General features: G+C 71.2%; 25 protein-coding genes and 2 pseudogenes. 16 read left to right on the top strand and 11 right to left on the bottom strand.

Annotation, left to right across the window (positions count from 1 at the left end; translation table 11 throughout):
- Positions 1-198: 198 nt before the first annotated feature.
- Positions 199-783, bottom strand: a complete 585-nt coding sequence (locus ACFVYF_RS12125) for a hypothetical protein (RefSeq protein WP_389454771.1) — start codon at positions 781-783, stop codon at positions 199-201.
- Between the two features lie 492 nt (positions 784-1,275).
- Here ACFVYF_RS12125 and ACFVYF_RS12130 point away from each other — a divergent pair, with 492 nt between their 5' ends.
- Positions 1,276-2,793: a glutamate--cysteine ligase gene (locus ACFVYF_RS12130; protein WP_389454773.1), complete on the top strand. Its 1,518-nt coding sequence runs from the start codon at positions 1,276-1,278 to the stop codon at positions 2,791-2,793.
- 42 nt (positions 2,794-2,835) lie between these two features.
- On the opposite strand, the gene ACFVYF_RS12135 is transcribed toward ACFVYF_RS12130, so the two are convergent.
- Complete coding sequence (locus ACFVYF_RS12135) at positions 2,836-4,599, bottom strand: substrate-binding domain-containing protein (protein ID WP_389454775.1); 1,764 nt, start codon at positions 4,597-4,599, stop codon at positions 2,836-2,838.
- Between the two features lie 186 nt (positions 4,600-4,785).
- Between ACFVYF_RS12135 and ACFVYF_RS12140 the strand changes: the two genes are divergently transcribed.
- Positions 4,786-5,586: a CPBP family intramembrane glutamic endopeptidase gene (locus ACFVYF_RS12140; protein WP_389455472.1), complete on the top strand. Its 801-nt coding sequence runs from the start codon at positions 4,786-4,788 to the stop codon at positions 5,584-5,586.
- 152 nt (positions 5,587-5,738) lie between these two features.
- Here the strand turns inward: ACFVYF_RS12140 and ACFVYF_RS12145 are convergent, their stop codons facing one another.
- Together ACFVYF_RS12145 and ACFVYF_RS12150 are read right to left on the bottom strand one after the other, a co-directional pair.
- Complete coding sequence (locus ACFVYF_RS12145) at positions 5,739-6,548, bottom strand: PhzF family phenazine biosynthesis protein (RefSeq protein ID WP_389454777.1); 810 nt, start codon at positions 6,546-6,548, stop codon at positions 5,739-5,741.
- A 66-nt stretch (positions 6,549-6,614) separates the two neighbouring features.
- Positions 6,615-6,779 (bottom strand): annotated as a pseudogene (locus ACFVYF_RS12150) (GNAT family N-acetyltransferase); the annotation flags it as partial.
- Between the two features lie 113 nt (positions 6,780-6,892).
- On the opposite strand from ACFVYF_RS12150, the gene ACFVYF_RS12155 reads away from it, so the two are divergent.
- Positions 6,893-7,531: a PadR family transcriptional regulator gene (locus ACFVYF_RS12155; RefSeq protein ID WP_389454779.1), complete on the top strand. Its 639-nt coding sequence runs from the start codon at positions 6,893-6,895 to the stop codon at positions 7,529-7,531.
- 93 nt (positions 7,532-7,624) lie between these two features.
- Here the strand turns inward: ACFVYF_RS12155 and ACFVYF_RS12160 are convergent, their stop codons facing one another.
- Both ACFVYF_RS12160 and ACFVYF_RS12165 read right to left on the bottom strand, forming a co-directional pair.
- Complete coding sequence (locus ACFVYF_RS12160) at positions 7,625-8,053, bottom strand: SRPBCC family protein (RefSeq protein ID WP_389454781.1); 429 nt, start codon at positions 8,051-8,053, stop codon at positions 7,625-7,627.
- Positions 8,054-8,210: 157 nt separating this feature from the next.
- The gene (locus tag ACFVYF_RS12165) at positions 8,211-8,399 is read right to left on the bottom strand and encodes a hypothetical protein (protein ID WP_389455473.1); all 189 of its coding nucleotides are present in this window, start codon (positions 8,397-8,399) and stop codon (positions 8,211-8,213) included.
- A gap of 195 nt (positions 8,400-8,594) precedes the next feature.
- Here ACFVYF_RS12165 and ACFVYF_RS12170 point away from each other — a divergent pair, with 195 nt between their 5' ends.
- The 3 genes from ACFVYF_RS12170 to ACFVYF_RS12180 all read left to right on the top strand — a co-directional run bounded on the left by ACFVYF_RS12170 (position 8,595) and on the right by ACFVYF_RS12180 (position 11,728).
- Positions 8,595-9,146: a Clp protease N-terminal domain-containing protein gene (locus ACFVYF_RS12170; RefSeq protein WP_389454783.1), complete on the top strand. Its 552-nt coding sequence runs from the start codon at positions 8,595-8,597 to the stop codon at positions 9,144-9,146.
- A 282-nt stretch (positions 9,147-9,428) separates the two neighbouring features.
- A complete protein-coding gene (locus ACFVYF_RS12175; RefSeq protein ID WP_389454785.1) occupies positions 9,429-10,433 on the top strand; it encodes a DMT family transporter in 1,005 nt (334 codons plus the stop codon).
- A gap of 329 nt (positions 10,434-10,762) precedes the next feature.
- The gene (locus tag ACFVYF_RS12180; protein WP_389454787.1) at positions 10,763-11,728 is read left to right on the top strand and encodes a DMT family transporter; all 966 of its coding nucleotides are present in this window, start codon (positions 10,763-10,765) and stop codon (positions 11,726-11,728) included.
- Positions 11,729-11,866: 138 nt separating this feature from the next.
- Here ACFVYF_RS12180 and ACFVYF_RS12185 read toward each other — a convergent pair whose 3' ends face one another.
- A complete protein-coding gene (locus ACFVYF_RS12185; protein ID WP_389454789.1) occupies positions 11,867-12,556 on the bottom strand; it encodes a pyridoxamine 5'-phosphate oxidase family protein in 690 nt (229 codons plus the stop codon).
- 35 nt (positions 12,557-12,591) lie between these two features.
- Between ACFVYF_RS12185 and ACFVYF_RS12190 the strand changes: the two genes are divergently transcribed.
- Positions 12,592-13,923, top strand: a complete 1,332-nt coding sequence (locus tag ACFVYF_RS12190; RefSeq protein WP_389454791.1) for an aminotransferase class I/II-fold pyridoxal phosphate-dependent enzyme — start codon at positions 12,592-12,594, stop codon at positions 13,921-13,923.
- Between the two features lie 156 nt (positions 13,924-14,079).
- Here the strand turns inward: ACFVYF_RS12190 and ACFVYF_RS12195 are convergent, their stop codons facing one another.
- A complete protein-coding gene (locus ACFVYF_RS12195; RefSeq protein ID WP_389454793.1) occupies positions 14,080-15,015 on the bottom strand; it encodes a DMT family transporter in 936 nt (311 codons plus the stop codon).
- A 74-nt stretch (positions 15,016-15,089) separates the two neighbouring features.
- Between ACFVYF_RS12195 and ACFVYF_RS12200 the strand changes: the two genes are divergently transcribed.
- A complete protein-coding gene (locus tag ACFVYF_RS12200; RefSeq protein WP_389454795.1) occupies positions 15,090-15,992 on the top strand; it encodes a LysR family transcriptional regulator in 903 nt (300 codons plus the stop codon).
- 100 nt (positions 15,993-16,092) lie between these two features.
- On the opposite strand, the gene ACFVYF_RS12205 is transcribed toward ACFVYF_RS12200, so the two are convergent.
- Positions 16,093-16,566, bottom strand: a complete 474-nt coding sequence (locus ACFVYF_RS12205; RefSeq protein ID WP_389454797.1) for a pyridoxamine 5'-phosphate oxidase family protein — start codon at positions 16,564-16,566, stop codon at positions 16,093-16,095.
- 191 nt (positions 16,567-16,757) lie between these two features.
- On the opposite strand from ACFVYF_RS12205, the gene ACFVYF_RS12210 reads away from it, so the two are divergent.
- The gene (locus ACFVYF_RS12210) at positions 16,758-17,408 is read left to right on the top strand and encodes a cysteine hydrolase (protein WP_389454799.1); all 651 of its coding nucleotides are present in this window, start codon (positions 16,758-16,760) and stop codon (positions 17,406-17,408) included.
- Between the two features lie 10 nt (positions 17,409-17,418).
- On the opposite strand, the gene ACFVYF_RS12215 is transcribed toward ACFVYF_RS12210, so the two are convergent.
- Positions 17,419-17,883: a Rieske (2Fe-2S) protein gene (locus tag ACFVYF_RS12215; RefSeq protein ID WP_389454801.1), complete on the bottom strand. Its 465-nt coding sequence runs from the start codon at positions 17,881-17,883 to the stop codon at positions 17,419-17,421.
- Positions 17,884-18,053: 170 nt separating this feature from the next.
- Here ACFVYF_RS12215 and ACFVYF_RS12220 point away from each other — a divergent pair, with 170 nt between their 5' ends.
- The 7 genes and pseudogenes from ACFVYF_RS12220 to ACFVYF_RS12250 form a co-directional block, all read left to right on the top strand.
- Complete coding sequence (locus ACFVYF_RS12220) at positions 18,054-18,809, top strand: HipA family kinase (protein ID WP_389454803.1); 756 nt, start codon at positions 18,054-18,056, stop codon at positions 18,807-18,809.
- Positions 18,806-19,189, top strand: coding sequence for a DUF3037 domain-containing protein (locus ACFVYF_RS12225; protein WP_389454805.1), 384 nt, complete (start codon positions 18,806-18,808; stop codon positions 19,187-19,189). The genes ACFVYF_RS12220 and ACFVYF_RS12225 overlap by 4 nt, the downstream gene beginning before the upstream one ends.
- 203 nt (positions 19,190-19,392) lie before the next feature.
- A complete protein-coding gene (gene fabG, locus ACFVYF_RS12230; protein WP_389454807.1) occupies positions 19,393-20,154 on the top strand; it encodes a 3-oxoacyl-ACP reductase FabG in 762 nt (253 codons plus the stop codon).
- Positions 20,155-20,171: 17 nt separating this feature from the next.
- Entirely contained in the window at positions 20,172-20,933 is a 762-nt protein-coding gene (locus tag ACFVYF_RS12235) for an SDR family oxidoreductase (RefSeq protein WP_389454809.1), read from the top strand.
- A 266-nt stretch (positions 20,934-21,199) separates the two neighbouring features.
- Positions 21,200-22,780 (top strand): ABC transporter substrate-binding protein, encoded by a 1,581-nt coding sequence (locus ACFVYF_RS12240; protein WP_389454811.1) that lies wholly within the window; start codon positions 21,200-21,202, stop codon positions 22,778-22,780.
- A 142-nt stretch (positions 22,781-22,922) separates the two neighbouring features.
- Entirely contained in the window at positions 22,923-23,606 is a 684-nt protein-coding gene (gene ung, locus ACFVYF_RS12245; protein ID WP_389454813.1) for a uracil-DNA glycosylase, read from the top strand.
- Positions 23,607-23,727: 121 nt separating this feature from the next.
- Positions 23,728-24,234 (top strand): annotated as a pseudogene (locus ACFVYF_RS12250) (hypothetical protein); the annotation flags it as partial.
- A gap of 215 nt (positions 24,235-24,449) precedes the next feature.
- Here the strand turns inward: ACFVYF_RS12250 and ACFVYF_RS12255 are convergent.
- On the bottom strand, positions 24,450-24,908 hold the full coding sequence (locus ACFVYF_RS12255) for a hypothetical protein (protein WP_389454815.1): 459 nt from the start codon (positions 24,906-24,908) through the stop codon (positions 24,450-24,452).
- Positions 24,909-24,972: the final 64 nt, after the last annotated feature.

Here is a 24,972-nt window from a genome sequence, read left to right on the forward strand (position 1 = left end):
CGGTTCATCCCAACTGCACTGTCAGTTCGGGTGGTTCCGGGGGGCCGAATAGGACTAGTCCACACGGTACGAAGGTGCCCTGCGCCCTCTTACGAGCGCGGGTGGGCCCGTAAGAGCGCGTGCCCCGCAGCCGTCGACCGGCTGCGGGGCACGAAGTGGTGCGCTCGAGATGACCTGTCTGCTGTGCGGCTGTCCCGGTTACGCGGGCGAGCCGAGCAGCGGGGCCGGGGTGACCCGGTGGGTGAGCACGGGCAGCAGCTCGGCTACGCGGTGCGGGCGGTGGGCCGCGATGCCGGGCGGGGCGGGCGCGAGCGGCACCAGCAGATCGGTGGCGGCGGGGTGGCCGGTGGCACCGTCCGCGGTGCAGTCGCCGTGCAGCCAGAGCGTGAGCATGTACAGCTCGGGCACCGACAGGAGGCGTGCCTGGTACGACTGTTTCATGTTCTCCGCCTGGCGCAGTGCGCGCTCCGTGGCGGCGATGTAGGGGCCCTCGAAGAAGTGCGAGAAGGCCCAGCCGTCGGGGGTCAGCATGGTCTCCGCTGCGGCGACCGCGCGTTCGCCGCAGCGGATCAGAAAACGCCACCCGGCAAGCCGGGTGGCGGAGGCGCCCTCGGGAGTGATCCGGTCCCATACGTGTACGGGCAACGGGAATTCGGGTGTGGCGGGTCCCTGCGCGTTGCGCAGGGCGGGCGTACGGGCCTCACGGACAGCGGTGGGAGAACCGAGTGCCATGAGAACGGAGCGCAGGGCGGGCGCGGGAGCCGGGGGGACATGCAGCGGCATGGTGGGTCGCCTCTCATTCGACAGGCATGGTGGCGCGAGGGCGGGGGCGGACGACGCTGTCAGCACTCGGGGTCAGAGGAGGCGAATAGAGGACGGATCGCCAACTCTCTGCCCCGATTGCGGAGTTTATACGACACGTGTTCAGATGATGTTTCGTCTACCTGTTCCGCAGATGAAGAACAAGGACCTATTCGGTCGCGGAAAGGTTGGGGTTCATCCCCGTTTCGCGAGGGTGTCGCGGCGCTGACCTCGAAATATCGCGCGGCAGCGGTCGGCCGATTCTCGTCGGCGTTTTTCACGAGCGCACGGCGGGCCGAAACTGCGCCATGCCCCATGCCTGGTGAATGTGCCTGGGGGTACTCGTGTCCAGAGTAGCGGCCACGGGGTCCAGCGGGGACGTTATGGATCGCGTTGCCGGGGCATCATCCCCCGTGACCGTGGACGACATCGCGGGCGGAGCGTCGGCCTGCCCATCCGAGGAGGGATACCCCGATGGGAGAGAAGGTCGCGGCGGGCTCGTTCGACCTGTCCGACCGTCAGCGCTACCGGGGCAAGCTCCGGCAGTGTCTGACGGGACTGGAGCGGTTGCTGGACGAGAAGCGGTTCGAGCGCCCGAAGAATCTGATGGGCCTGGAGATCGAGCTGAATCTCGCCGGGCCCGACGGCATGCCGAGAATGATGAATGCGCAAGTACTGGAGCGGATAGCGAGCAAAGATTTCCAAACAGAACTCGCCATGTTCAATCTGGAAGTGAACATCGCTCCCCATCGTTTGGCGGGCCGGGTATTCGACCAGCTCTCCGAGGAGTTGCGCACCTCGCTCGCGTATGCCCATCGAAAAGCGAACGAAGTCGACGCCGGAATCGTGATGATCGGCATTCTGCCGACGCTCGGCCGTGACGACCTGGTCTCCTCGAATCTCTCGGACGTCGATCGCTACACGTTGTTGAACGACCAGATCGTGGCCGCCCGCGGCGAGGACTTCGCGCTCGACATCGACGGCGTGGAGCGTCTGGTCTGCACGTCGAGGTCCATCGCGCCCGAAGCCGCCTGCACTTCCGTGCAGTTGCATCTCCAGGTCACGCCGGGGCGGTTCGCGGACGTGTGGAACGCCGCGCAGGCGGTCGCCGCGGCGCAGGTCGCGGTCGGTGCCAACTCTCCGTTTTTGTTCGGTCACGAGCTGTGGCGGGAGTCGCGGCCGCCGCTGTTCCTCCAGTCCACCGACACCCGGCCGCCCGAGCTGCAGGCCCAGGGCGTCCGGCCGCGCACCTGGTTCGGGGAGCGGTGGATCTCGTCCGCCTACGACCTCTTCGAGGAGAACCTGCGCTACTACCCGGCGCTCCTGCCGATCTGCGACGACGAGGACCCGCTGGAGGTGCTCGACGCGGGCGGCATCCCGAAGCTCTCCGAACTCGTGCTGCACAACGGCACCGTGTACCGCTGGAACCGGCCGGTGTACGACATCGCCGACGGCGTTCCTCATCTGCGCGTCGAGAACCGCGTGCTGCCCGCAGGGCCCACCGTCACCGACGTCATCGCCAACACCGCCTTCTACTACGGCGTCGTCCGCGCGCTCGCCGACGAGGCGCGGCCCGTGTGGACACGGCTGCCCTTCGAGGCGGCCGCGGCCAACTTCGAAGCCGCCTGCCGCGACGGCATCGACGCGCGCCTGGAGTGGCCGCGCCGGGGCCGGTACGGCGGGACCGCCCAGGTGGACGCCGTGCATCTGGTGCGCGACGAGCTGCTGCCGCTGGCCGCGGCCGGGCTCGACGCATGGGGCGTGGAGCCGGCCGACCGGGACTTCTACCTGGGGGTGATCGAGGAGCGGTGCCGGCGGCGGGTCAACGGCGCCAGCTGGCAGGCTGCCACCTTCCACCGCGCCCTGGAGAAGGGGCTCGGGCGCGACGCGGCGCTGGCCGCGACGACCAAGCGGTACAGCGAGCTGATGCATGCGGGGGAGCCGGTGCACACGTGGCCCGTGGGGCTGCCGGAGCCGGTGCCACTCGGGTGACGCCGGAGGCTTCGCGGCAGCACCTGGTCGCGCGTGGGGGAATCAGCCCTGACTGCCCGCCTCCACGATGGCCTTCAGGATCACCGAGTGGATCTGCGAGGGCTCACTGACCTCGTGACCCGAGCCGCCGGTCGCCTTGGCGATCTGTTCGGCCTCCTCCTTGTCGGCGTCCGGGCCCACGGCGATGGCGATCAGGGACACCGGACGGTTCGGGTCGACCAGCTGCTCCAGCTCGTCGACGAGGGTGGAGCGCGAGACGCTGCCCGGGTCCTGGTTCACCCCGTCGGTCAGGATGACCAGCGCGTTGAACTTGCCCTTCACATACGACGCGGTGGCCGCCTTGTAGGCGGCCAGCGTGGTGTCGTACAGGCCGGTCGCGCCGCCCGGCACCGGCTTGAGGCCACTGAACGCGGCGGACAGCTTGTCCCGCTGGGTGCCGCTGCCCTTGCGGTCGCCGAGGCGGTCGGTCGGTACGAGCACGCGGTAGTCGCGGTTCCCGTCGAGCTTCGTGGAGAACTCCCACAGCCCGATCTCGTCCTCGGGCGTGAAGGTGGCGAGGGCCTGCAGGAGCGAGGCTCTGGTGACGTCCATCCGCGACTGGCCGGTGCCCGGCACCTCCTCCGTCATGGAGGCGGAGGCGTCGACGACCGCGGTGACGCGGGCGCTCTGCACGGTGATCGTCCACATGCCGAGCGCCTCCTGGAGCGCCTTCGCCGAGGCCGGTTCGGGCGCGGACACCGCGTACGGCTGCGGGGTTCGGCCGCCGGCCCGGGTGATCAGCGCGTCCGGGGCGGAGTCCGCCTGCGTCCGGAAGCCGTGCTTCGCCAGGATCGCGCGCCCGTCCGGCTGGTCCAGCAGGGTCATGAACCGCAGGGCGGCACGGCTCTCGTCCGTGGTCAGCCGTGACTCGTCGACCAGGGTGAGCGGGTAGTCGAGGCGCGGTGAGCCGTCCTTCGGGTAGAAGAGGTCGAGTTCGTCCGCGCTGCCCGCCGAGGAGTTGTGGGCGAAGGCCGCCTGTTCGGAGAGGACCAGCGCCTGATTGCGCTTCGGGTTGCCCTGCTCGGCGCCGGAGGAGTCGCGGGGGAGGGTCTTTAGGACCTGGCTGTCGCTGTCGGCCGTGCGCTGCGACAACGCCTTCGCCATGGCCGCCACCTGGGTGTCCCCACCCTTGGCCGAGGCGGTGGTGGAGCTCAGCCGGGTGAGGGCGAGCAGGCCGGCCGCACTGCGCGACGGGTCGGCCGCGCCGAGCTTCAGCCGGTCGTCCTGCATGGCCGCGCCCGCCAACTCGGCCCAGGTGTATGTCTTGTCGGGCCACCCGAGGGACTTGGCGGCCGCCGGGACCACGGCCACGCCGACCGGCGAGGAGGCGATGTTGCCGGCCTGGGTGACCTGGGTCGCCTTGCTGTCGGCGGCGACGCGCTGCACCCATACATCCGAGTCCGGCACCCACACCTGCACGTCGGACCGCTTGCCCGAGCGGAGCGCGTCCGTGACCTTGTACGCCTCGCGCGCGGTCACCCTGATGTCCAGGCAGCGGCCGTCAGAGGTGATGTCGTTGTCGCGGGCGTGAGCGGCCGCGGCCCTGAGGGCGGGGGCCACATCGGGGGAAGCGGCGACTTTCAGCCGCACCGCCTGGTCCTGGCAGGAGGAGCCGAAGGAGAGCAGCCCGCCCCGGACGGCGGCCGCGGTCCCCGCCGCGACGGCGAGGACGAGGGCGGTGGCGAGGGCCACGTTACGGCGGCGGACGCGTGGCCGGGGGCCGGCGGCGCCCGCCCCGTACCCGTCGGGCAAGCTGTGTCGTCCCATGCCGATGAAGCCCCTCCCTGGTGAACGGTGAACCGTGAAGCAGCCGAATGGCAGGCACAGGGGAGATACGCCCCGTATGGTGCCCGTCCCCCCAACGGCCTGTCGCGCACGATCTTCGCAACTTCTTTCGAGACCCTAGCGGGGCAAAGATGGGCATGAGACGGGATTACTCAACTAGTGGCGGGAGTGCAGGTGGAGGCGGGGTCGGTGGCCGGATCTTTTCCTGAAGAGGGGCCCTCACGAAGGATTTTCCGGGACGAGACCCTGCTCGTTCTCGGACTCTCGCTCGGCGCGAGCGGGGTCTCGGCACTGATCAGCTTTGTGGGATCGGTGACCAAACCGGGTGGCCTCAAGGACCAGGCGGCCACCCTGAACGCCTCGGCCGCTCCGGGCCGGCCGTGGCTGGATCTGGCCTGGCAGCTCTTCGGCATCGCCTCCGCGCTGGTGCCGGTCGCACTCGTGGCGCACTTCCTGATGCGGGAAGGAGCGGGGCTGCGCACGCTCGGTTTCGACCGTACGCGGCCCTGGCCGGACCTCGGCCGGGGCGCCGCGATCGCCGCGGTGATCGGCAGCACGGGCATCGCCTTCTATCTGGCCGCCCGGGGCCTCGGTTTCAACCTCACGGTGGTGCCGGAGGCGCTGCCCGACGTGTGGTGGAAGTACCCGGTCCTGATCCTCTCCGCGATCCAGAACGCGGTCCTCGAAGAGGTGATCGTCGTCGGCTATCTGCTGCGCCGGCTGGGGCAGTTGGGGTGGACACCGGGCACGGCGCTGGTGGCGAGTGCGGTGCTGCGCGGCTCGTACCACCTATACCAGGGCGTCGGCGGGTTCCTCGGCAACATGGCGATGGGCCTGGTCTTCGTCTACCTGTACCGGCGCTGGGGGCGGGTCGGCCCGCTGGTGGTCGCCCATTCGCTGCTCGACATCGGCGCGTTCGTGGGATACGCGCTGCTGGCCGGGAAGGTGGGGTGGCTGCCCACGGCGTGAGCCGTGGCGCGAGGAGTCTCTCCACGGGGAGTCCTTGTCCGAGGGAGTCCCTGCCCGGAGGGGGCGAACGGCTTGGTGCGTACGCCCCCTCCGGGCGCTCTGGTGCGTACCCCCTCCGGGCGCTCTGGTGCGTACGCCCCCTCCGGGCGCTGTCAGGCGAGCAGGTCGCCCTCGATGACGGTGACCGCGTGGCCGGTGAGCAGGGTGCGGTCGCCGCGCAGTTCCGTGCGGACGCGGCCGGAGCGGGGTGAGGCCTGCAGGCCGGTGAGGGACGGCCGTCCGAGGCGCTCGGACCAGAAGGGGGCCAGCGCCGTGTGGGCGCTGCCGGTGACCGGGTCCTCGTCGATGCCCACGTTCGGGAAGAAGCAGCGCGAGACGTAGTCGTATCCCCGGGACGGGTCCTCGGCGCGGGCGGTGGCGATGAACCCGCGCTCGGAGTGCCGGCCGAGGCCTTTGTGGTCCGGGGTGAGGCCGCGGACGGTCTTCTCGTCGGCGAGCTCGACCAGCAGGTCGCCCACGTTCGGGCCGGTGTCGAAGGCCGCGAGCGGCTCGGCGCCCAGGGCCTGGGCGGCGCCCTCCGGGACCTCGACGGGGGTGAGCGGCGCGGTCGGGAAGTCGAGGGTGAGGGAGCCGTCCTCGTGGGGTGTCGCGATGAGGACGCCGCTGCGGGTGGCGAACCGCACCGGCCCTTCGTGACTGCCGGTGGTGTGCAGCACATGCGCGGTGGCCAGCGTGGCGTGGCCGCACATCGCGACCTCGGTGGCGGGCGTGAACCAGCGCAGCGCCCAGTCGGCCTCACCGCCCTCGGGGAGGCGGTGGGCGTACGCCGTCTCGGCGTGGTTGACCTCGCGGGCCACGTTCTGGAGCCACTCGTCGTCCGGGAAGGCGTCCAGGAGCAGGACCCCGGCCGGGTTGCCGGCGAAGGGACGGTCGGTGAAGGCGTCGACGATTCGAATCCGCATGAGCTGAAGCTAGCGCCGGTGCGAAGCGGTCGGCCAAGGCCAATTCGGGGTTTCTGGACCGGAGGTTGTGCAGGACGGGCCGAATCCGTCTCGCAGCCGCAGCCGCTGCCGCACCCCCTGTGCGTCGTACCGCCCGAGCCGGTCCAGATCCGCCCGCAGCACGATCGCCCGCAACTCGGCCACTGCCTCGACGTCCGCCACCGATGCCGGCCGGATTTCCCAGTCCCCCATGATCGCCACGCTATCGCGCAGCCCGAGTGCTCACCTCAGTGCTTGCCAGCCGAGCTGTTCCGATATATCGTTGACACATCGCGACTGATCAACGATGGAATGGAGTGATTGCGATGCGTTCCCATGGACAGGAATTCGGATACGAACACGGACAGGGACGTCATGGCGGGCCCGGCCATCCGGGTCGGGGCGGTTTCGAGGGGCGCCGGGGGGCTTTCGGGCCCTTCGGGCCCGGTGGTCCAGGCTTCGGTGGACCCGGCTTCGGCCCGGGTCCCTGGGGTGGACGGGGCGGCCGGGGCGGTCCGCGGGGAAGGGCGCGACGCGGCGATGTGCGCGCGTCGATCCTGGCCCTGCTCAAGGACCGGCCCATGCACGGCTACGAGATGATCCAGGAGATCGCCGAGCGCAGCGGCGGGGCGTGGAAGCCCAGCCCGGGCTCGGTCTATCCCACCCTTCAACTGCTGGAGGACGAGGGCCTGATCGCCAGTGAGAGCGAGGGCGGCAAGAAGCTGTTCGCGCTCACCGAGGCCGGCCGTTCCGCGGCCGACGAAGGTCCCGACGCACCCTGGGAAGAGGCCGGGCGCGGGGTCGACTGGGAGGCGCTGAGCGAGATCCGGCAGGCCGGCTTCGGTCTGATGGAGGCGTTCGGCCAGGTCTGGAAGACCGGCAGCAAGGACCAGCGCGACAAGGCGCTGACGGTCATCAACGAAGCCCGCAAGAAGCTGTATCTGATCCTCGCCGACGAGGACTGACGGCCCACCGTGGTCCGTGAACCGACGGCGCCCCGCGGAATCTCTCCGCGGGGCGCCTCTTTCGTGTTTCGTGCTCGGGTGTGGCCCAGTGGCTCAGGACACCAGACCTGCCAGCTTGCGCAGGGACTCGTTGAGCGCGGCCGTCGCCGAATCCTTGAGCTTGCCCGCCATCAGGGAGACGGCGGCGCCCGTGAACTCGCCGTCTATGCGGAGCGTGGTCGCCTCGCCGTCCGGGATCAGCGTGTAACGCGTGACGACGGTCACGGACATCGGGCCCTTGCCGCGGATCGCCAGAGTGCGGGCGGGCTCCAGCTCCTCGATCGTCCAGTTGACTTCGGCCGGGAAGCCCATGAGCTTCATGTTCTCCTCGAACGTGCCGCCCTTCGCGAGGACTTCGGGGCCGCCCTTCGGGAAGTTCGTGTGCGTGGAGTTCCACTCGCCGTACGACGAGAAGTCCGTGAGCTGCGCCCAGACCTTCTCGGCGGGCGCCTCGATCCGTGCTTCCGCGCTGACTTCGGCCATGCGGCCACCCCTTCTGTCGGGCGCTGCGCCGAGCGCAGCTACGGTGTCGCGGAACGTAGCCGCAGGGCCTGGAACATTCAATACTGATGAACCGTCAGGAATTGCGGAGGGGTCGGGGCCCTGTGCGGCCTTCCGGCCGCTGTGCGCCGAGTGGTGGTCAGCCCAGCCGCCGTATCACCGCGGCGTCGAACAGGTCCCACGCGCGCGGGAAGGGGCCTTCGTCGTGGCAGTGCCACGCCTCCCAGAACAGGTCGGCGAGCAGCGCGTCCTCAGGGGCGTACACCCGGTACACGTACTGCCTGCCGTCGACCGCCGGCAGGGCCACCAGCCAGCCCCCGCTCTCCATGTCAGTTCCGACGTGCGCCGGAGTGGCGCGGTTGCGCACGGGGCGCGCGGCAAGGCGGCGCGCGCCCATGAGGGAAGACGGTGCGATGTCATCCGTAGGGAGGAGACCCCGCCCGCGGATGCCCAACCTGTGTCGGACGGCAAGATGCTTCCCGCCGGGGATGCTCCACTCCCGGCAGGCTGATGGGGTAGCAGTGTGCACTACGGTCTTCCCCAGCAACCGGCCGCCGAACAGGGGCCCCACCGCCCGGATGTCGACGCCAGGCTCACTGCCGAGCTGGCCTCGGTGGTGGCCGGTGCGCGCAGGCGGGCGCTGCGGGACGGGGACCGGCAGGTCGACACGGCTCATCTGCTGCACTCGCTCCTGGAGTCCGATCCCGAGGTGCGCGCGGTCTTCGACAGTGGTCCGCAGGTCGCGCGGCTGCTCGGCTATCTCGTACAGCGGAGCATCGGCTACGGGCTGCGCTGGCAGAGCGCGGTCGAGGACTCGGGTGCCGTACCGGTCATGACGTCCGGCACGGGCTGGTCGCCGGTGGCGGCCGGAGCCATGGACGGCGCCTGCGCCCGCGCGGAACGACGCGGCGACCCACGGCCTCGCGGGGTCGACATGCTCGCGGCCGTCATCGCGGACCCCGACTCGCGGGCCGTCGAGGTGCTGGGCCGGGCCGGCGTGGACCCTCGTGAGCTGCTGCGGCGCATCGACGCGGGATGCGAGGAGTACGCCGGCGGGGGTGACGTAGCGCGGTGAGCTGCGTGCCCGGCAGAGGTGACGTGGCGCGTTGCGGGCGGACGCCCGGCGGTAGTGATGCGGTGCGATGAGCGTGCGCTCGGGGGTGGTGACGTGGCGCGGTGACGACGCGGGTCCGATGGTCGTGGTCGTGGCCGTGGCCGTGGTCGTGACGCCGTGTGGTGAGGGCCGGTGCCCCGGGGCGTGCGAAGGGCGACCGCTGGCGGTTCCGCCGGGCGTCCACCGTATGAGACAGGTGTCATCCGGGGTGACGGTCATGACCGCGCCTGTCATCATGTCCCGGTGCACACGTCTCCAAGCAGTCAGGTTCACCAGGGCAAGGGCGTCGGCCTGGGTATCGCCCTCGTCTCGGCGGTCGCCTTCGGCGGATCGGGTGTCGCGGCGAAGCCGCTGATCGAGGCGGGGCTGGATCCTCTCCACGTGGTGTGGCTGCGGGTCGCCGGCGCCGCGCTGGTGATGCTGCCCCTGGCCGTCCGTCACCGCTCGCTGGTACGGCGGCGTCCCGCGCTGCTCGCCGGGTACGGACTGCTCGCCGTGGCCGGTGTCCAGGCCTGTTACTTCGCCTCGATCTCCCGGATCCCGGTCGGAGTGGCGCTGCTCGTCGAGTACCTCGCGCCCGCGCTGGTGCTGGGCTGGGTGCGGTTCGTACAGCGGCGGCCCGTGACGCGCGCCGCCGCACTGGGTGTCGTCCTCGCGGTCGGCGGCCTCGCCTGTGTCGTCGAGGTGTGGTCGGGGCTCAGCTTCGATGTCCTGGGGCTGCTCCTCGCCCTGGGTGCCGCCTGCTGCCAGGTCGGCTACTTCGTCCTGTCCGACCAGGGCAGCGACGCGGGCGCCCAGGCGCCGGATCCGCTCGGCGTCATCGCGTACGGGCTGCTCGTCGGCACTCTCGTGCTGACCGTCGTCGCGCGGCCCTGGACCATGGACTGGTCCGTGCTCGGGGGAAGCGCGGACATGAACGGCACCTCCGTCTCGGCCGCGCTGCTGCTCGGCTGGATCGTGCTGATCGCCACCGTCGTCGCGTATGTGACCGGCGTGGTGTCCGTGCGCAGGCTCTCGCCGCAGGTGGCCGGTGTCGTGGCCTGTCTGGAGGCGGTCATCGCGACGGTCCTCGCCTGGGTCCTGCTGGGCGAGCACCTGTCGGCGCCGCAGATCATCGGCGGTGGCGTCGTGCTCGTGGGCGCGTTCATCGCACAGTCCTCGGCGCCCGTGAAAGCCGCGGAAGAGCCGGTCGCGGCCGGTGCGGGCGACGCCGAAAGGGAGTTGTCCGCGCGCGGCACCGCCGCCTAGTGTGCTGATCATGCATTCGCGCGCACTCGTTCTTCCGCCTCCGGCCGCCTGAGGCGGGCCCTCCGGATCAACACCCGGCACTGCCGCCGGGCGGACGGTGCTGCCCGCAGAAGAAGTCCCAGGACCCTCCGTACGCCCGCGCTCCGCGCGCCGGCCGCCGTGCCCCGCGCACGCTTCGGCCGCGACCCGCGCGCCGGCTCCCGTACGCCGTGTATCAGCTGCTGTATGTCATGCATCGGCGGCTGTATGTCATGCACCGGCGGCGCGGTCGGCGTGCCCGTGGCGACGCGGTCCTTTCCCGAGCTTCTGCGTCTCCGTGGAGAGAACACATGTCGAATGCCGTTTCCGGCCTGCCTGTCGGGCGAGGCCTCCGTTATCTGATCGTCGCCGGTGTCGCCTGGGGCACCGCGGGCGCGGCCGCGTCGCTGGTCTACCGGGCCAGTGACATGGGGCCGGTCGCCCTGTCCTTCTGGCGCTGCGCGGGCGGACTCGTCCTGCTGCTCGCCGTGCGCCTGCTCCGCCCGCGGGTCAAGCCCCCGGTGCGTGAGCCGCTCGGCCGCAAGGCGCTGCGGATCGGTGTCACGGGCGCCGGGCTCGCCGTCTTCCAGACCGCCTACTTCGCCGCGGTCGAGGCGACCGGCCTCGCCGTGGCCACCGTCGTCACGCTCGGCGCCGGTCCCGTGCTCATCGCCCTAGGAGCTCGGCTGACCCTGGGCGAACGGCTCGGGCGCGGTGGCGTCACCGCCGTCGCCGGGGCGCTCGCCGGACTCGCGGTGCTGGTGCTCGGCAACGGGGGAGCGACCGTGCGGCCGTGGGGTGTCGTCCTCGCGGTCGCGTCGGCCGCCGGGTACTCCCTGATGACGCTGCTCACGCGGTGGTGGGGCCGGGACGGCGGGATCGACTCCTCCGGTACGTCGGTGTGGGCGTTCGCCGTGACCACGGTGTGCCTGCTGCCGCTCGGTCTGGCCGAGGGTCTCGTCCCGCACACCGCTCAACCCGCCCATATCCTGGCCCTGTTGGCGTACATCGCCGCCGTCCCCACGGCGATCGCCTATGCCCTGTACTTCGCGGGTGCGGCCGTGGTCCGGTCGGCCACCGTGTCGGTGATCATGCTTCTGGAGCCGGTGAGCGCCGCGGTCCTCGCGGTCGGCCTGCTGGGTGAGCGGCTGACGGCTGCGACCCTCGTCGGCACGCTGCTGATGCTGGGTTCGGTCGCGGGACTCGCGGTCGCGGAGGCACGCGCCGCGGAGTCGGCCACGCGCGCGGTACCTCGGGAGGAGACGGCGCTCGTGTGACGGGTCGGCGGGCTTGAGGGTCCCGGTCCGGCGCCGGGCGCCGGTGGAGGTGCCATCGCGGTACGGGTACGGGTACGGGTGCCGGCCCGCACCTGCCCGATCACCGCGGATGGCGACACCCTCAGGCCCGCCCTCGCCTCACAGAGTCGTCAGGTAGTCAGGCAGCTCGATGCCGGGAGCCAGGTCGTCGGCGGGGATCGGTGTGCCGTATCCCTTGGTCAGGGGCACGACGCCGGTCCAGTGGGGGAGCGCCAGGTCCTCGCGGTCGTCGTTCGGACCGCCGGTGCGCACCTTGGCGGAGACCTCGTCCAGGTCGAGGCTGATCACGGCGGTCGCGGCCAGCTCCTTGGCGTTGGCGGGCCGGGAGTCGTAGGAACGGCCGGGCACGACGTGGTCGACGAGCGCGTCCAGGGCCGTGCGCCGCTCCTCGGGGTCCGTGACCTCGTGGGCGATGCCGTGCACCACCACGGAGCGGTAGTTGATCGAGTGGTGGAAGGCGGAGCGGGCGAGGACCAGGCCGTCGACATGGGTGACCGTCAGGCAGACGGGCAGCCCGGGGTCGGCCTGGCCCGTCATCCGCAGCGGGCGCGAGCCCGTCGAACCGTGCACGTAGAGCCGCCGGCCGACGCGCCCGTACAGGGTGGGGAGCACGACCGGCGCGCCGTCGCGGACGAAGCCGAGATGGCAGACGTAACCCTCGTCGAGTATCGAGTGCACCAGCTCGTGGTCGTAGGCGGCGCGCTCCTTGGAACGGGTGGGGACGGTGCGGTCGGTCGGGGTGTAGGCAGCGGGCTGCGGCGTCCCTGGCTGGGTGCTCGTCTCCGGCATTGCGCTCTCCATTGCACTAGTGCATAATCTTGTTTGTGCTAGGAGAGTATCGGATCGAAGGGCGTCGCGCAGCCGAGATTGCCGCGAGCGTCGAGCGTGCGGTGGGTGCCGGAGATCTGCAGCCGGGCCATGTGCTGCCGCCGATGCGGGAGTTGGCGGCCGACCTGGGCGTGAATCCCAACACGGTCGCGGCCGCTTATCGCACGCTGCGGGAACGCGGGGTCATCGAGACCGCCGGGCGCCGGGGCAGCCGTGTCCGTCCCAAGCCCGTCACCACCGCTCGGGACCACATCCGCGTCGACGTCCCGCCGGGCGTGCGGAACGTGGCCGACGGCAACCCCGATCCCGCCCTGCTGCCAAGCCTCGCCGAGGCGTTCGCGGCGGCCGCGGAGCGGGCGGACCGGGCACCGGTCATGTACGGGGAGGCGGCCGTCGACCCCGACCTCGCGCGGCTGGCCCGCGCGGACCTGGACGCGGACGGAGTGCCGGACGGGCCGGTCGTCGTGACCTCCGGATCGCTCGACGCACTGGAACGCGTACTGGCCGCCCATCTCAAACCCGGGGACGCCGTCGCCGTGGAGGATCCTGGCTGGGGCAGCCTTCTCGACCTCGTGCCCGCGCTGGGTCTGCGGGCGGTTCCGGTGGGCGTCGACGAGGAGGGGCCGGTCCCCGACGGCGTGGAACGCGCCCTGGCGGCGGGCGCGCGCGCCCTGATCGTCACGAGCCGGGCGCAGAACCCGACCGGCGCCGCCGTGACCGCCCGGCGCGCGCGTGCCCTGCGGTCGGTGCTCCGGACGTACCCGGAGACCCTGCTGGTCGAGGACGACCACGGCCACCGGATCGTCGACCTGCCGCTGCATCCGCTCGCCGGTGTGACGCACAGCTGGGCCGTCGTCCGCTCCGCGGCCAAGGCGTACGGCCCCGACCTGCGCCTGGCCGTCCTGACCGGTGACCCTGTCACGGTGGACCGGGTGCGCGGGCGGCAGCGGCTGGGGCCCGGCTGGGTGAGTCTGCTGCTGCAGCGGGCCGTGGTGCACCTGTGGGCCGGCGGCGCGGTGGACCCCCGGGCCGTGGCGGCGGCGTACGGCCGACGCCGGGAGGCGCTGATCGCCGCTCTCGCCGAGCGCGGGATCGCCGCATACGGGCGCAGCGGGATGAACGTGTGGGTGCCCGTCCCGGACGAGACGGGCGCGGTCGCGCGGCTGTTGCACGCCGGCTGGGCCGTCGCGCCCGGGGCCCGCTTCCGGATCGGCGCGCCACCCGGCATCAGGATCACGGTCTCGACGTTCGCTCCGCGCGACGCCGAGCCGATGGCGGACGCGGTTGCCGCGGCGATCGGCTCGATGCCGGAACGGCGGTACGTGTAGGGCCGGTTGGTGTGCCGGGTCCATGTGTTCATGGGGAGGACGGGCGCGCGCGGGTCCGGCGGGGCCGCAGCACCGGTACGCGTGAGGCCGCACCGCGGGCCGGTACGCGTGAGGCCGGTGCCCGCGCCCGTGCCTACAGGCGCCCGCACCTATGTGTCACCGACGCCCCCTCGCCTGTGTCAGTGCCGCGCCCGCGAGGACTGTCACCGCGCCGATGGGCGTCGACCAGGCCAGCGGCTCGCCCAGCACGGCGACGCCCGCCGCGGTGGCGATGACGGGGATGAAGTACGTGACCATCTGGGCCGTCGTCGGACCGACCTCGGCGACCAGGCCGTACTGGATCAGTACGGCGAGCCCTGTGCCGAGGGCACCCAGTGCCGTGACGGCGAGCAGCGGGACGAGCGGGAAGTGTGTCGGCAGGCTGGTGAACAGTGGGGTGACGACGGCCAGTTGGACCGTGGCGAGGAGCAACTGGGCGCCGGTCAGAGAGAGATGCGAGTGGCCGGTGCCGGCCAGGGTGCGGCGGACGTAGATCCAGCCGATGGGGTAGCACAGCGAGGCCAGCAGGGCCAGCGCGGTGCCCGTGGCGTCCAGGCCGCTGAAGCCCTGCCAGGCGCCGAGCGCGGTCAGCACGCCCAGGAAGCCGAGGCCGAGGCCCGCGACCCTGAGCCGGGTCGGCCGGTCCTCGGACAGGGCGACCATCGACAGGGCCATGCCCCACAGAGGGGAGGTCGCGTTGCAGATGCCGGCGAGTGTGGACGGGATCGTCAGCTCGGCGTAGGCGAACAGCGAGAACGGCAGTGCGTTCAACAGGAGCGCGGCGACCGCGAGATGGCCCCAGGTGCGTGCCCCGCGCGGCAGACGCTCCCGCTTGACCGCCATCGCCACCGCGAGCACCGCCGTACCGAACACCAGCCTCCCGAGGGTGACTTGGAACGGCGCGTACCCGTCCGTACCGACCTTGATGAGGAGGAAGCTGAAACCCCAGATCAGGGAGAGGACGCCGAAGCGGATCCGCCAGTCGAGGGCGGGGCGGCGATGTCCGGGCGGGGCGGTGGAGGCAAGGTCGCACGGCGTGGTGACGGTGCTCATGGACGTAACGATGAAGCAGTCGACCTCGTAGCACAAGCGAGATTTCTCAAGCGATATCTCGTAGCATCGCTTACATGTTGAATCTGGAGCGCCTGCGCACCCTGGACGCCCTGGCCCGCCACGGCTCGGTCAGTGGGGCCGCCGATGGACTGCACGTCACCACCTCGGCCGTCTCCCAGCAGATGTCCAAGCTGGAGCGGGAGGTGGGGCAGCAGCTCCTCGCCAAGAACGGCCGGGGGGTCCGGCTCACCGACGCCGGTCGGCTGCTCGCGGATCACGCCGCGCGCATCCTGTCCCAGGTCGAGCTCGCCCAGTCCGATCTGGAGGCGCAGCGCGGTCAGGTGGTCGGAGAGCTGCGGCTGTCGGCGTTCCCGACCGCCGCGCGCGGACTCTTCCCGTCCGCCCTGGCCGCGCTCCGCCGTACGCATCCCGGGCTGCGGGTGCGCTCGTGCGAGCTGGAGCCCGAGGCCGGGGTGGCCGGTGTGGTGCGGGGCGACCTCGATCTCGCGGTGGTGCTCGACTGGTACAACAAGCCGATGCCCCTGCCCGACGGGCTGGTCAAGGCGGCGGTCCTGGACGACCCCGCCGATGTCGCGATGCCGGCCGGGCACCGCCTCGCCGACCGTACGGAGGTGGACCTCGACGAGTTCGCCGACGACGAGTGGATCACGTGGGCCGAGGGCGAGTTCTGCCACGAGTGGCTGATGTTCACGCTGCGCTCCAAGGGCGTCGAGCCGCACATCGGTCATCGCGCCGCGGAGACGCACACCCAGCTCGGCCTCGTCGCCGCGGGCCTCGGCGTGTGCATCGCCCCCCTGCTCGGCCGTCATCCGATGCCCCCGGGAGTCGTCACGGTCCCGGTGAAGCAGCGGGTACGGCGGCATGTCTACGTCGTGTGGCGGGCGGACGCGGACCGCCGCCCGTCGATCCGGGCGGCGGTGGAGGCGTTGCGGGCGGCGGGTCGGGCTGTCGTCTGAGCGGGGGCCAGGGCCGCACCATTGTGGCCGTGGCCCGCGACCCCAGGGACCGGTCACGGCCGGCCCCGGTCGGACACGAGTCACGCGTGCCCGGCCCCGGTCAGGCCTGCGGTGCAGCCATCTTGCGGAAGTCCCAGGACGCCACCGCATCAGGCGTCAGCCGCATCCAGGCGTGCCGGCCGTCGTGCGGCATCTCGTCCATGCCGAAGTTTTTGCGGGCGAACAGGCGCTCCACGGCGGTGAGTTCGGGGCAGGGCTCGCCCGTACGAGGGGCCTCGCCGACGAACTCGACGGTGCCCGACAGCTCCGCGCCGCGCAGCTCGCCGTACTCCTCGCCGCTGTCCACGACGACCGCGACGCGCGGGTCGCGGCGCAGGTCGGCCCAGCGTTTGCTGCGGGTGATGGAGTACAGCCAGAACGAGGTGCCGTCCCAGGCGAACCAGAGGGTGCTCACGTGCGGGGCACCGTCGGCCGAGACCGTCGCGACGCGGCAGGTGCGCTGGCTGGTCAGGAACTCGTCCAGTTCGCCCGGTGTCATCATGATCCTGCGGCCCCGGCGCTGCGTGACGGCCATGCGGTCCCCTCTTCTCCGGCGCGCACGCCGGACTTCGTATTCTGACGCCCTATCAGATATATGCCAGATATATGCCTGACGTTCCGTCAGGAAAAGCTCTGACGCTCCGTCAGAAAAGCATGGGCTGTCTTCCGTCCGCACGCAATGGTCGTTAGTCTCGCCCGCCCGACCGTCCGTGACCAGGGGGAGCCATGCCGTCGTACGAACAGCTCAGTGAACTCCTCGACCCCGCGACCACGGTGCTGCTCACCGTCGAGTGCCAGCAGGGCGTCGTGGGCCTGGACAGCGCGCTGCCCGAACTCGCCAAGGAGGCCCGCTCGTCGGGGGCGCTCGCACAGGTCGCCCGCCTCGTCGCCGCCGCGCACGAGAGCGGGGTACAGGTGATCCACGCGATCGCCGAGCGCCGGCCGGACGGGCGCGGCGCCAACCGCAACGCCCGGCTGTTCCGCGCGGCCGCCCGGCTGCCGGTGCAACAGCTGACGGGCACCACCGCCGTGCGCGTCGTACCGCCCATCGAGGTGACCGACGAGGACTTCGTCGTACGACGGCTGCACGGGTTGTCGCCGATCTCGGGCACCGACGTGGATCCGCTGCTGCGCAATCTGAGCTGCCGCACGCTGGTGGTCAGCGGCGTCTCCGCCAACGTGGCCATTCCCAACGCCGTGTTCGACGCCGTGAACCGCGGCTACACGGTGGTCGTGCCCTCGGACGCCATCGCGGGGGTGCCCTCCGACTACACCCCCGCGATGCTCCGCAACACACTCGCCCTGGTCGCCACCGTCGCGACCACGGACGAGGTGCTGGCCTGCCTCAAGGGGCCGCGGCGCGGACCCCGGGAGTGAGCGAGGCCGTTCACAGGAGGGTGATCGAGTCCCCGTCCACGGAGATCTTGGCGGCGGGCAGCGGCTTGGTCGCCGGGCCCTTCTTCACACTGCCGTCCTTGACGGAGAACTGGCTGCCGTGACAAGGGCAGTTGATGACGCCGTCGGAGATGTCCTTCACCGCGCAGCCGAGGTGGGTGCACTTCGACGAGAACGCCTCGAAGGTGCCCGCCGTCGGCTGGGTCACCACCACGCCCTGGTCGGCGAAGAGCTTTCCACCGCCCTCCGGGATGTCGGCGGTCTTGGCGATGACGGTGCCGCCGCCCGCACCGGCTCCGCCCGAGGCGCCTCCGCTCACCTCGGTGGAACCGGACGACTCCTTCTCGTCCCCGCACGCGGTCAGCGCGACGGCGATGCCGGCCGCCCCGACCGCCGCCACCACGGCCCGACGGCCCGGTCCCGGTACCGGCCGGGGCTCAAACGATTCGCTGGTCATGCTGGCGTCTTCCCTTCAACGGACGTGACATAGGTCCATGAAGGTGTACGGGTCGCCCCCGCGCGCCGTTCAGCCGGGGGCGGCATGGTGACCCAATCGAGATCCCGCCGCGGCCGGACCCGCCCACCGGACGCGCCCGGTGCCCCCGAACACCCCAGTAGCCTGGGGCGATGCTCAAGGAAGTCATCGCGACCCGCTACATCACGCCCCTGCGTGAGGGCGGCTCGCTGCCGGGACTCGTCGAGGCCGACGATCTCGGGACATACGTCATGAAGTTCACCGGCGCCGGCCAGGGCCGCAAGACGCTCGTCGCGGAGGTCGTCTGCGGTGAACTCGCCCGCCGGCTCGGTCTGCGGGTGCCCGGCCTCGTCACCATCGGGCTCGACCCGGTGCTGGGGCTCGGCGAGCCGGACCAGGAGGTGCAGGAGCTCCTCAAGTCCAGCGGTGGCCCGAACCTCGGCATGGACTTCCTGTCCCGCGCGCTCGGCTTCGACTCCCTCGCCTTCGAGGTGAGCCCCGAGGAGGCCGGCCGCGTCGTGTGGTTCGACGCGCTGGTCAACAACGTCGACCGCTCCTGGCGCAACCCGAACCTGCTGATGCGGCAGGGCGAGCTGTGGCTCATCGATCACGGCGCCACCATGATCTGGCACCACAACTGGCCGGCATGGCGGACCTCCGCGGCCAAGCCGTACGACGCCTCCGACCACGCGCTCGCCCCGTTCCGGCCCGATGTCGCCTCCGCCGCCGCCCAGCTGGCCCCCCTGGTCACCGAGGAGCTGCTGGCCGAGGTGACCGCCGAGATCCCCGAGGCGTGGCTGGCCGGGGAGCCGGGCTTCGACTCGGCCGACGCGCTGCGCCGCGCCTACGCGGAGCCACTGCTGGCCCGGGCCGCCGACATCCACGAGCGCGTCAAGGGGGAGAAGTGAGCGAGCGGGACGTCTTCGAGTACGCGCTGCTGCGGGTGGTGCCACGGGTCGAACGCGGCGAGTGCTTCAACGCGGGGGTGCTGGTCTACTGCCGTGCCCGGTCCTTCGTGGCCGCCCGCACCCATCTGGACGAGGACAAGCTGCGGGCACTGGATCCGGACGCGGACGTGGCGGGCGTACGGGCCGCGCTGCGTGCCGTCGAAGGAGTCTGCGCCGGTGGCGAAGCGGCAGGTCAGGCCGCGGGCGACGACGCCGGGCGCCGCTTTCGATGGCTGATCGCGCCCCGGTCCACCGTCGTGCAGCCGGGGCCCGTGCACACCGGACTCACGGGGGATCCGCGGGCCGAGGCGGAGCGGTTGCTGGACCTGCTGGTGAGGTAATGGATCACAGGCACCCCGTGTGCCGTTGACACCGAGTGCCAGGGCTTCTAGCGTCACGTCTGCTGAGGGTACTAAGCGGTCGCTCACTGGACGGGCGTACCGTGTGAGCCGCAGGCTTTTCAGGATCCCGAGGCTTCCGCGAGGGGCCGAGGGTGCCGAGACAGGCTTCCGACAGGCTTTTCCAAGGGCGAGGAGAACCAGCAATGTCCACCACTGAGCAGCGCGTGGCCGTGGTCACGGGTGCCGCGCGCGGCATCGGCGCCGCGACCGCCGTACGACTGGCCGCAGAGGGCCGCGCCGTCGCCGTGATCGATCTCGACGAGGCCGCCTGCAAGGACACCGTGGAGAAGATCACCGCCGCCGGTGGCAAGGCCATCGCGGTGGGCTGCGACGTCTCCGACGAGGCCCAGGTCGAGGCCGCGATCGCGCGCATCGCCGAGGAGCTCGGTGGGCCGACGATCCTGGTGAACAACGCGGGCGTGCTCCGCGACAACCTGCTGTTCAAGATGAGCGCGACGGACTGGGACACGGTCATGAACGTGCACCTGCGCGGCGCCTTCCTGATGTCCAAGGCCTGCCAGAAGCACATGGTCGAGGCGAAGTTCGGCCGGATCGTCAACCTGTCCTCGTCCTCCGCCCTCGGCAACCGCGGCCAGGCCAACTACTCCGCGGCCAAGGCGGGTCTGCAGGGCTTCACCAAGACCCTCGCCATCGAGCTCGGCAAGTTCGGCGTCACCGCCAACGCCGTGGCCCCCGGCTTCATCGTCACCGACATGACCGCCGCCACCGCCGCCCGGGTCGGCATGGGCTTCGAGGAGTTCCAGGCCGCGGCCGCCACCCAGATCCCCGTGCAGCGCGTCGGCAAGCCGGACGACATCGCCAACGCGATCGCCTTCTTCACGGGCGAGGAGGCCGGCTTCGTCTCCGGCCAGGTGATGTACGTCGCCGGCGGACCGCTCAACTGAAGCCGGGGGACACCGACATGACCGCACTTCCCGAACTCTCCGGCAAGGTCGCCCTCATCACGGGCGGCAGCCGCGGCATCGGATACGGCGTCGCCGAGGCGCTGATCGCCCGCGGTGACCGCGTGTGCATCACCGGCCGCAACGAGGACGCCCTCAAGGAGGCCGTCGAGGCGCTCGGTGCCGACCGCGCCATCGGCGTGGCCGGCAAGGCGCACGACGAGGCCCACCAGGCCGTCGCCGTCGAGCGCACGATGGAGGCCTTCGGCCGCGTCGACCACCTGGTCAACAACGCCGGTACGAACCCGGTGTTCGGCCCGATCGCCGAGCTGGACCTCAATGTGGCGCGCAAGGTCTTCGAGACCAACGTCGTCTCGGCCCTCGGGTTCGCCCAGCAGACCTGGAAGGCCTGGCAGAGCGAGAACGGCGGGTCGATCGTCAACATCGCGTCCGTCGCCGGCCTCGCGCCCTCGCCGTTCATCGGCGCGTACGGCATCAGCAAGGCCGCGATGATCAACCTGACCGTGCAGCTCGCGCACGAGTTCGCGCCGAAGGTCCGGGTCAACGCGATCGCGCCCGCCGTCATCAAGACCAAGTTCGCGCAGGCCCTGTACGAGGGCCGCGAGGCGGAGGCGGCCGCGGCCTACCCGCTCGGCCGGCTCGGCGTGCCCTCCGACATCGGGGGTGCCGCGGCCTTCCTCACCTCCGAGCAGTCGGACTGGGTCACCGGGCAGACGCTCGTGGTGGACGGCGGCATCTTCCTGAACGCCGGAGTCAGCTGACGCAGGCGTCGGCGCGGGCGCCCGTACGGAGAAACGGTGCCCGCGCCGGCGTATCGCCGGGCGTCGCAGAGGTCGGCAGAAACGGTGTCCGCGTCGGCCTTCGGTGGACAGAAACGGCCCTTGTGTCCACGCGCGACGGGGGCACAGAGGAATGACAACGTAGTCACATACGCGCTGATCAAGTGCCCTGCCGGAACACGGTTCCAGCGGCGGGACACTGCGGTATCGTCTGCCGACCCTTGGACGGCAGATCGAGGAGCGTGCGCGTGTTCAACCGGAACCGATGTCTGCGCCGGCTGGCGGCGCTCACGTCCATATCCCTGGTGGCCGGGTGCGGTGTTCTCTCCACGGGGTCGTCCGAGGACAACGGGCCGATCGTCGTGGGCACCACCAGCGCACCCAGCACGCTGGATCCTGCCGCGTCCTGGGACGGCTCCTGGGAGCTGTTCCGCAACATCTACCAGACCCTGCTGAGCTACCCCTCCGGGGCGACCACGCCGCAGCCCGACGCCGCCGAGAACTGCCGGTTCACCGACTCCTCGAACCGGACGTACCGCTGCATGCTGCGGCCGGACATGAAGTTCTCCGACGGTGACACCCTCGACGCCCGAGCCGTCAAGTACTCGATCGACCGGATCAGGCAGATCAACGTGTCCGGCGGTCCCGCGGGGCTGCTGGGCAGTCTGGACCGCGTCCAGGTGCTGGGCGCCCGCGAGATCGTCTTCCATCTCAACAAGCCGGACGCGACCTTCCCGTTCGTCCTGGCCACCCCCGCCATGTCGATCGTCGACCCGGACGACTACCCGGCCCGTTCGCTGCGCAAGGACGGCAAGGTCTTCGGGTCCGGGCCCTACAGCCTGCACTCCTACGAGGACGGCAAGAAGGCCGAACTCGTCAGGAACGACCACTACGACGGCTTCGCCGAGCGCAAGAACGACGCGGTCACCATCCGCTACTTCCAGGACTCGTCCCAGATGGTCGACGCCCTCAAGGACAAGAAGATCGACGTCACCTTCCGCGGTCTCGCCTCCTCGGACATCGTCTCTCTGCAGGGACACCACGACGAGGAGGGCCTCCAGCTCGTCGAGGGCGCGGGCACCGAGATCAGCTACCTGGTGTTCAACCCGAAGGACCCGTGGGCCAAGAAGCCGGCGGTGCGCAAGGCGATCGCGCAGATCGTCGACCGGCCGGCCATCGCGCACAAGGTCTACAAGGACACCGTCGACCCGCTGTACTCCATGGTCCCCAAGGGGCTGGTCGGGCACACCACGGGCTTCTTCGACGACTACGGGGACCCCAGCGCGTCCAAGGCCCGCAAGATCCTCGAGGAAGACGGCATCACCGGGCGCGTCCCGCTCACGCTCTGGTACACCACCGACCGCTACGGCTCCGAGACCGCTCCGGAGTTCCGGGAGCTCAAGGACCAGCTCAACGCGTCCGGCCTCTTCGACGTCACCGTCAAGGGCCGCCCCTGGAAGACGTACGAGGCGGGCTACCGCAAGGGCGAGTACCCGGTGTTCGGGCGGGGCTGGTTCCCCGACTTCCCGGACGCGGAGAACTTCATCGCGCCGTTCGTGGGCGAGCAGAACGCGCTCGGTACGCCGTATCCGGCGCCGGAGATCACCGGCGTGCTGCTGCCCGAGTCCCGCCGTGAGAGCGATCGCGGGGCCGTGGTCAAGGAGTTCGAGGAGGCGCAGCAGATCCTCGTGGACGACGCGCGCCTGCTGCCGCTCTGGCAGGGCAAGCAGTACGTGGCCGCGAGCGAGGAGATCGCCGGCGGCGAACTGGCCCTCGACCCCTCGACGATCATGATGATGTGGGAACTGCACCGGAAGACGAGCTGGTAGCGCCGGGCGCGTGCGGCCCGCGGTGTGAGGGGTGCTGAGCTGCGACGAGTGCCGGGTGGCGATTCGGGCTGCGGGTCCGGTTGTCAGTGGTCGCCTGTAGGTTCTGAGGCCTGGAAGTGACCGCACATCGGAGGAAGTTGACGTGACCGACATTGCCATGCTGCCCGAGTCCTGGCGCGACGTCCTGGGCGAGCAGCTGCAGCAGCCCTACTTCAAGGAACTCACCGAGTTCGTCGAGGAGGAGCGCGCCAAGGGTCCCGTCTACCCTCCGCGCGAGGAGGTCTTCGCCGCGCTCGACGCGACGCCGTACGAGCGGGTGAAGGTGCTCGTCCTCGGCCAGGATCCGTATCACGGCGAGGGCCAGGGCCACGGGCTGTGCTTCTCCGTCCGCCCCGGAGTGAAGACCCCGCCCTCCCTGCGCAACATCTACAAGGAGATGAAGGAGGAGCTGGGCACCCCGGTCCCGGACAACGGCTTTCTGCTGCCGTGGGCCCAGCAGGGTGTGCTGCTGCTCAACGCGGTGCTGACCGTGCGCGGCGGAGAGGCCAACTCGCACAAGGGCAAGGGCTGGGAGAAGTTCACGGACGCGGTGATCCGCGCGGTGGCCGAGCGGCCCGACCCGGCGGTCTTCGTGCTCTGGGGCAACTACGCGCAGAAGAAGCTCCCGCTGATCGACGAGGAGCGGCACATCGTGGTGAAGGGCGCCCACCCGTCGCCGCTGTCCGCGAAGAGGTTCTTCGGCTCGCGCCCCTTCACGCAGATCAACGAGGCGATCGCCCAGCAGGGACACGAGCCCATCGACTGGCGGATCCCGGACCTGGGCTGACGGCAGGGGCCCGTCCGACGACAGCGCCGCGGATGTGCGTGCCACGCCCCGCGACCTACCGCAAGATCCGCCGGACAGGCCCTAGCGTCGTGGGCGACAGGCGACGAGCGTGGAGGACGCGGTGGCGGAGCAGCAGGAGCAGGCGGCGCCGGACGCCATGATGACCCGGATCGGGCAGATCATCATGCTGCAGCACGCCGGTGACCGCGAGGAGGCCCGAGACCGTTTCCTGGGCCTGTGGGCGGAGATCGGCGAGGACGGCGACCCGCTGCACCGCTGCACACTGGCGCACTACATGGCGGACGCGCAGGACGACCCCGCGGACGAACTGGTCTGGGATCTGCGTGCGTTGTCGGCGGCCGAGGCGCTCACGGACGGGCGCGTCGCCGAGCACGACCAGTCGCTCGCGGTGCGCGCGCTCTATCCCTCGCTGCATCTGAATCTGGCCGCCGACTATGTGAAGCTCGGCCGCGCCGAGGCCGCGCGCGGCCATCTGCGCCGGGCCCGTGGCGCGGCCGGCGCCCTCGGCGACGACCGCTACGGGGACGGGGTGAGGGCGGCGATCGGCCGCCTGGAACTGCGGCTGCGGGAGGACGAGGGGTCGGGGAGCGAGCCGGGCGGGACCGGCGGGGGTGGGACCGGCGGGGGAGGGGCCGCTCGGGGTTCCGGCTCCAACGGGGGGTCTGGAGGTCCGGGCGGTTCCGCGGGGCCGAGTGGTCCCGGGGGCCCCGGTGATCCGGGACGAGTCAGGGGTCCCGGGGGAGCCGGAGGGGAGACGCTGGGGCCGCCGCGACAGCGGCCCTAGCGACGGAAGGGCCGAGGAAATCCGGGATGGCCCGGGCGTCAACGCCCGTACGCGCCCTTGCAGATGACCGCCTCCGGGCTGTCCGGTTTCCAGCCGCCGTACTTTCTGCCGAGCGCGCACACGTCCGCGTTCTTGCCGAGGTCTCGGGGCACGGACGGGACGGCGACGCGGGGCTCGGGCCGGTGCGGCTTCGGCGGTGGGTTCTCGTGGCGTGGGCGCTGACGCGCGGGCGCCGGCGCGGGAGCCGCAGGGGCCGTCCGGGGTGCCGTGGGCGCGTTCGGCCTGGTATGCCGGGGCGGGCCGATGAGCTCCAGCGCCTCCCGCGCCGGGGCCTGTACGACGTGCGGCTCGGCCTTGCCGTCCGGGCGCGGTGCCGACGGCCGGGAGGGCGTGGGCGTCGGCCCGGAGAGGGGTTGATGCTGGACGCTCACACAGCCGGAGAGGGCCGAGAAGGCCACGGTGACCAGGAGCGTTGCGGTGGTCGTCGATCGATGCACCCGCGCAACTCTGCTGGTTCCGGCCCGCTTTGGGGAGCGGACAGGCGGAGGATGCCCCACATGG

Source organism: Streptomyces sp. NPDC058274 (genome assembly GCF_042881375.1).
In the GTDB taxonomy this organism is placed as follows: domain Bacteria; phylum Actinomycetota; class Actinomycetes; order Streptomycetales; family Streptomycetaceae; genus Streptomyces.

Bases quoted from the DNA above. Each gene is read 5' to 3' on its own strand.
- ACFVYF_RS12135 (WP_389454775.1), bottom strand. From the start codon at position 4,599: ATGGGACGACACAGCTTGCCCGACGGGTACGGGGCGGGCGCCGCCGGC.
- ACFVYF_RS12165 (WP_389455473.1), bottom strand. From the start codon at position 8,399: ATGGAGAGCGGGGGCTGGCTGGTGGCCCTGCCGGCGGTCGACGGCAGG.
- ACFVYF_RS12210 (WP_389454799.1), top strand. From the start codon at position 16,758: ATGCCGTCGTACGAACAGCTCAGTGAACTCCTCGACCCCGCGACCACG.
- ACFVYF_RS12145 (WP_389454777.1), bottom strand. From the start codon at position 6,548: ATGCGGATTCGAATCGTCGACGCCTTCACCGACCGTCCCTTCGCCGGC.
- ACFVYF_RS12205 (WP_389454797.1), bottom strand. From the start codon at position 16,566: ATGGCCGTCACGCAGCGCCGGGGCCGCAGGATCATGATGACACCGGGC.
- ACFVYF_RS12185 (WP_389454789.1), bottom strand. From the start codon at position 12,556: ATGCCGGAGACGAGCACCCAGCCAGGGACGCCGCAGCCCGCTGCCTAC.
- ACFVYF_RS12200 (WP_389454795.1), top strand. From the start codon at position 15,090: ATGTTGAATCTGGAGCGCCTGCGCACCCTGGACGCCCTGGCCCGCCAC.
- ACFVYF_RS12130 (WP_389454773.1), top strand. From the start codon at position 1,276: ATGGGAGAGAAGGTCGCGGCGGGCTCGTTCGACCTGTCCGACCGTCAG.
- ACFVYF_RS12220 (WP_389454803.1), top strand. From the start codon at position 18,054: ATGCTCAAGGAAGTCATCGCGACCCGCTACATCACGCCCCTGCGTGAG.
- ACFVYF_RS12180 (WP_389454787.1), top strand. From the start codon at position 10,763: ATGTCGAATGCCGTTTCCGGCCTGCCTGTCGGGCGAGGCCTCCGTTAT.
- ACFVYF_RS12195 (WP_389454793.1), bottom strand. From the start codon at position 15,015: ATGAGCACCGTCACCACGCCGTGCGACCTTGCCTCCACCGCCCCGCCC.
- ACFVYF_RS12160 (WP_389454781.1), bottom strand. From the start codon at position 8,053: ATGGCCGAAGTCAGCGCGGAAGCACGGATCGAGGCGCCCGCCGAGAAG.
- ACFVYF_RS12125 (WP_389454771.1), bottom strand. From the start codon at position 783: ATGCCGCTGCATGTCCCCCCGGCTCCCGCGCCCGCCCTGCGCTCCGTT.
- ACFVYF_RS12235 (WP_389454809.1), top strand. From the start codon at position 20,172: ATGACCGCACTTCCCGAACTCTCCGGCAAGGTCGCCCTCATCACGGGC.
- ACFVYF_RS12215 (WP_389454801.1), bottom strand. From the start codon at position 17,883: ATGACCAGCGAATCGTTTGAGCCCCGGCCGGTACCGGGACCGGGCCGT.
- ACFVYF_RS12155 (WP_389454779.1), top strand. From the start codon at position 6,893: ATGCGTTCCCATGGACAGGAATTCGGATACGAACACGGACAGGGACGT.
- fabG (WP_389454807.1), top strand. From the start codon at position 19,393: ATGTCCACCACTGAGCAGCGCGTGGCCGTGGTCACGGGTGCCGCGCGC.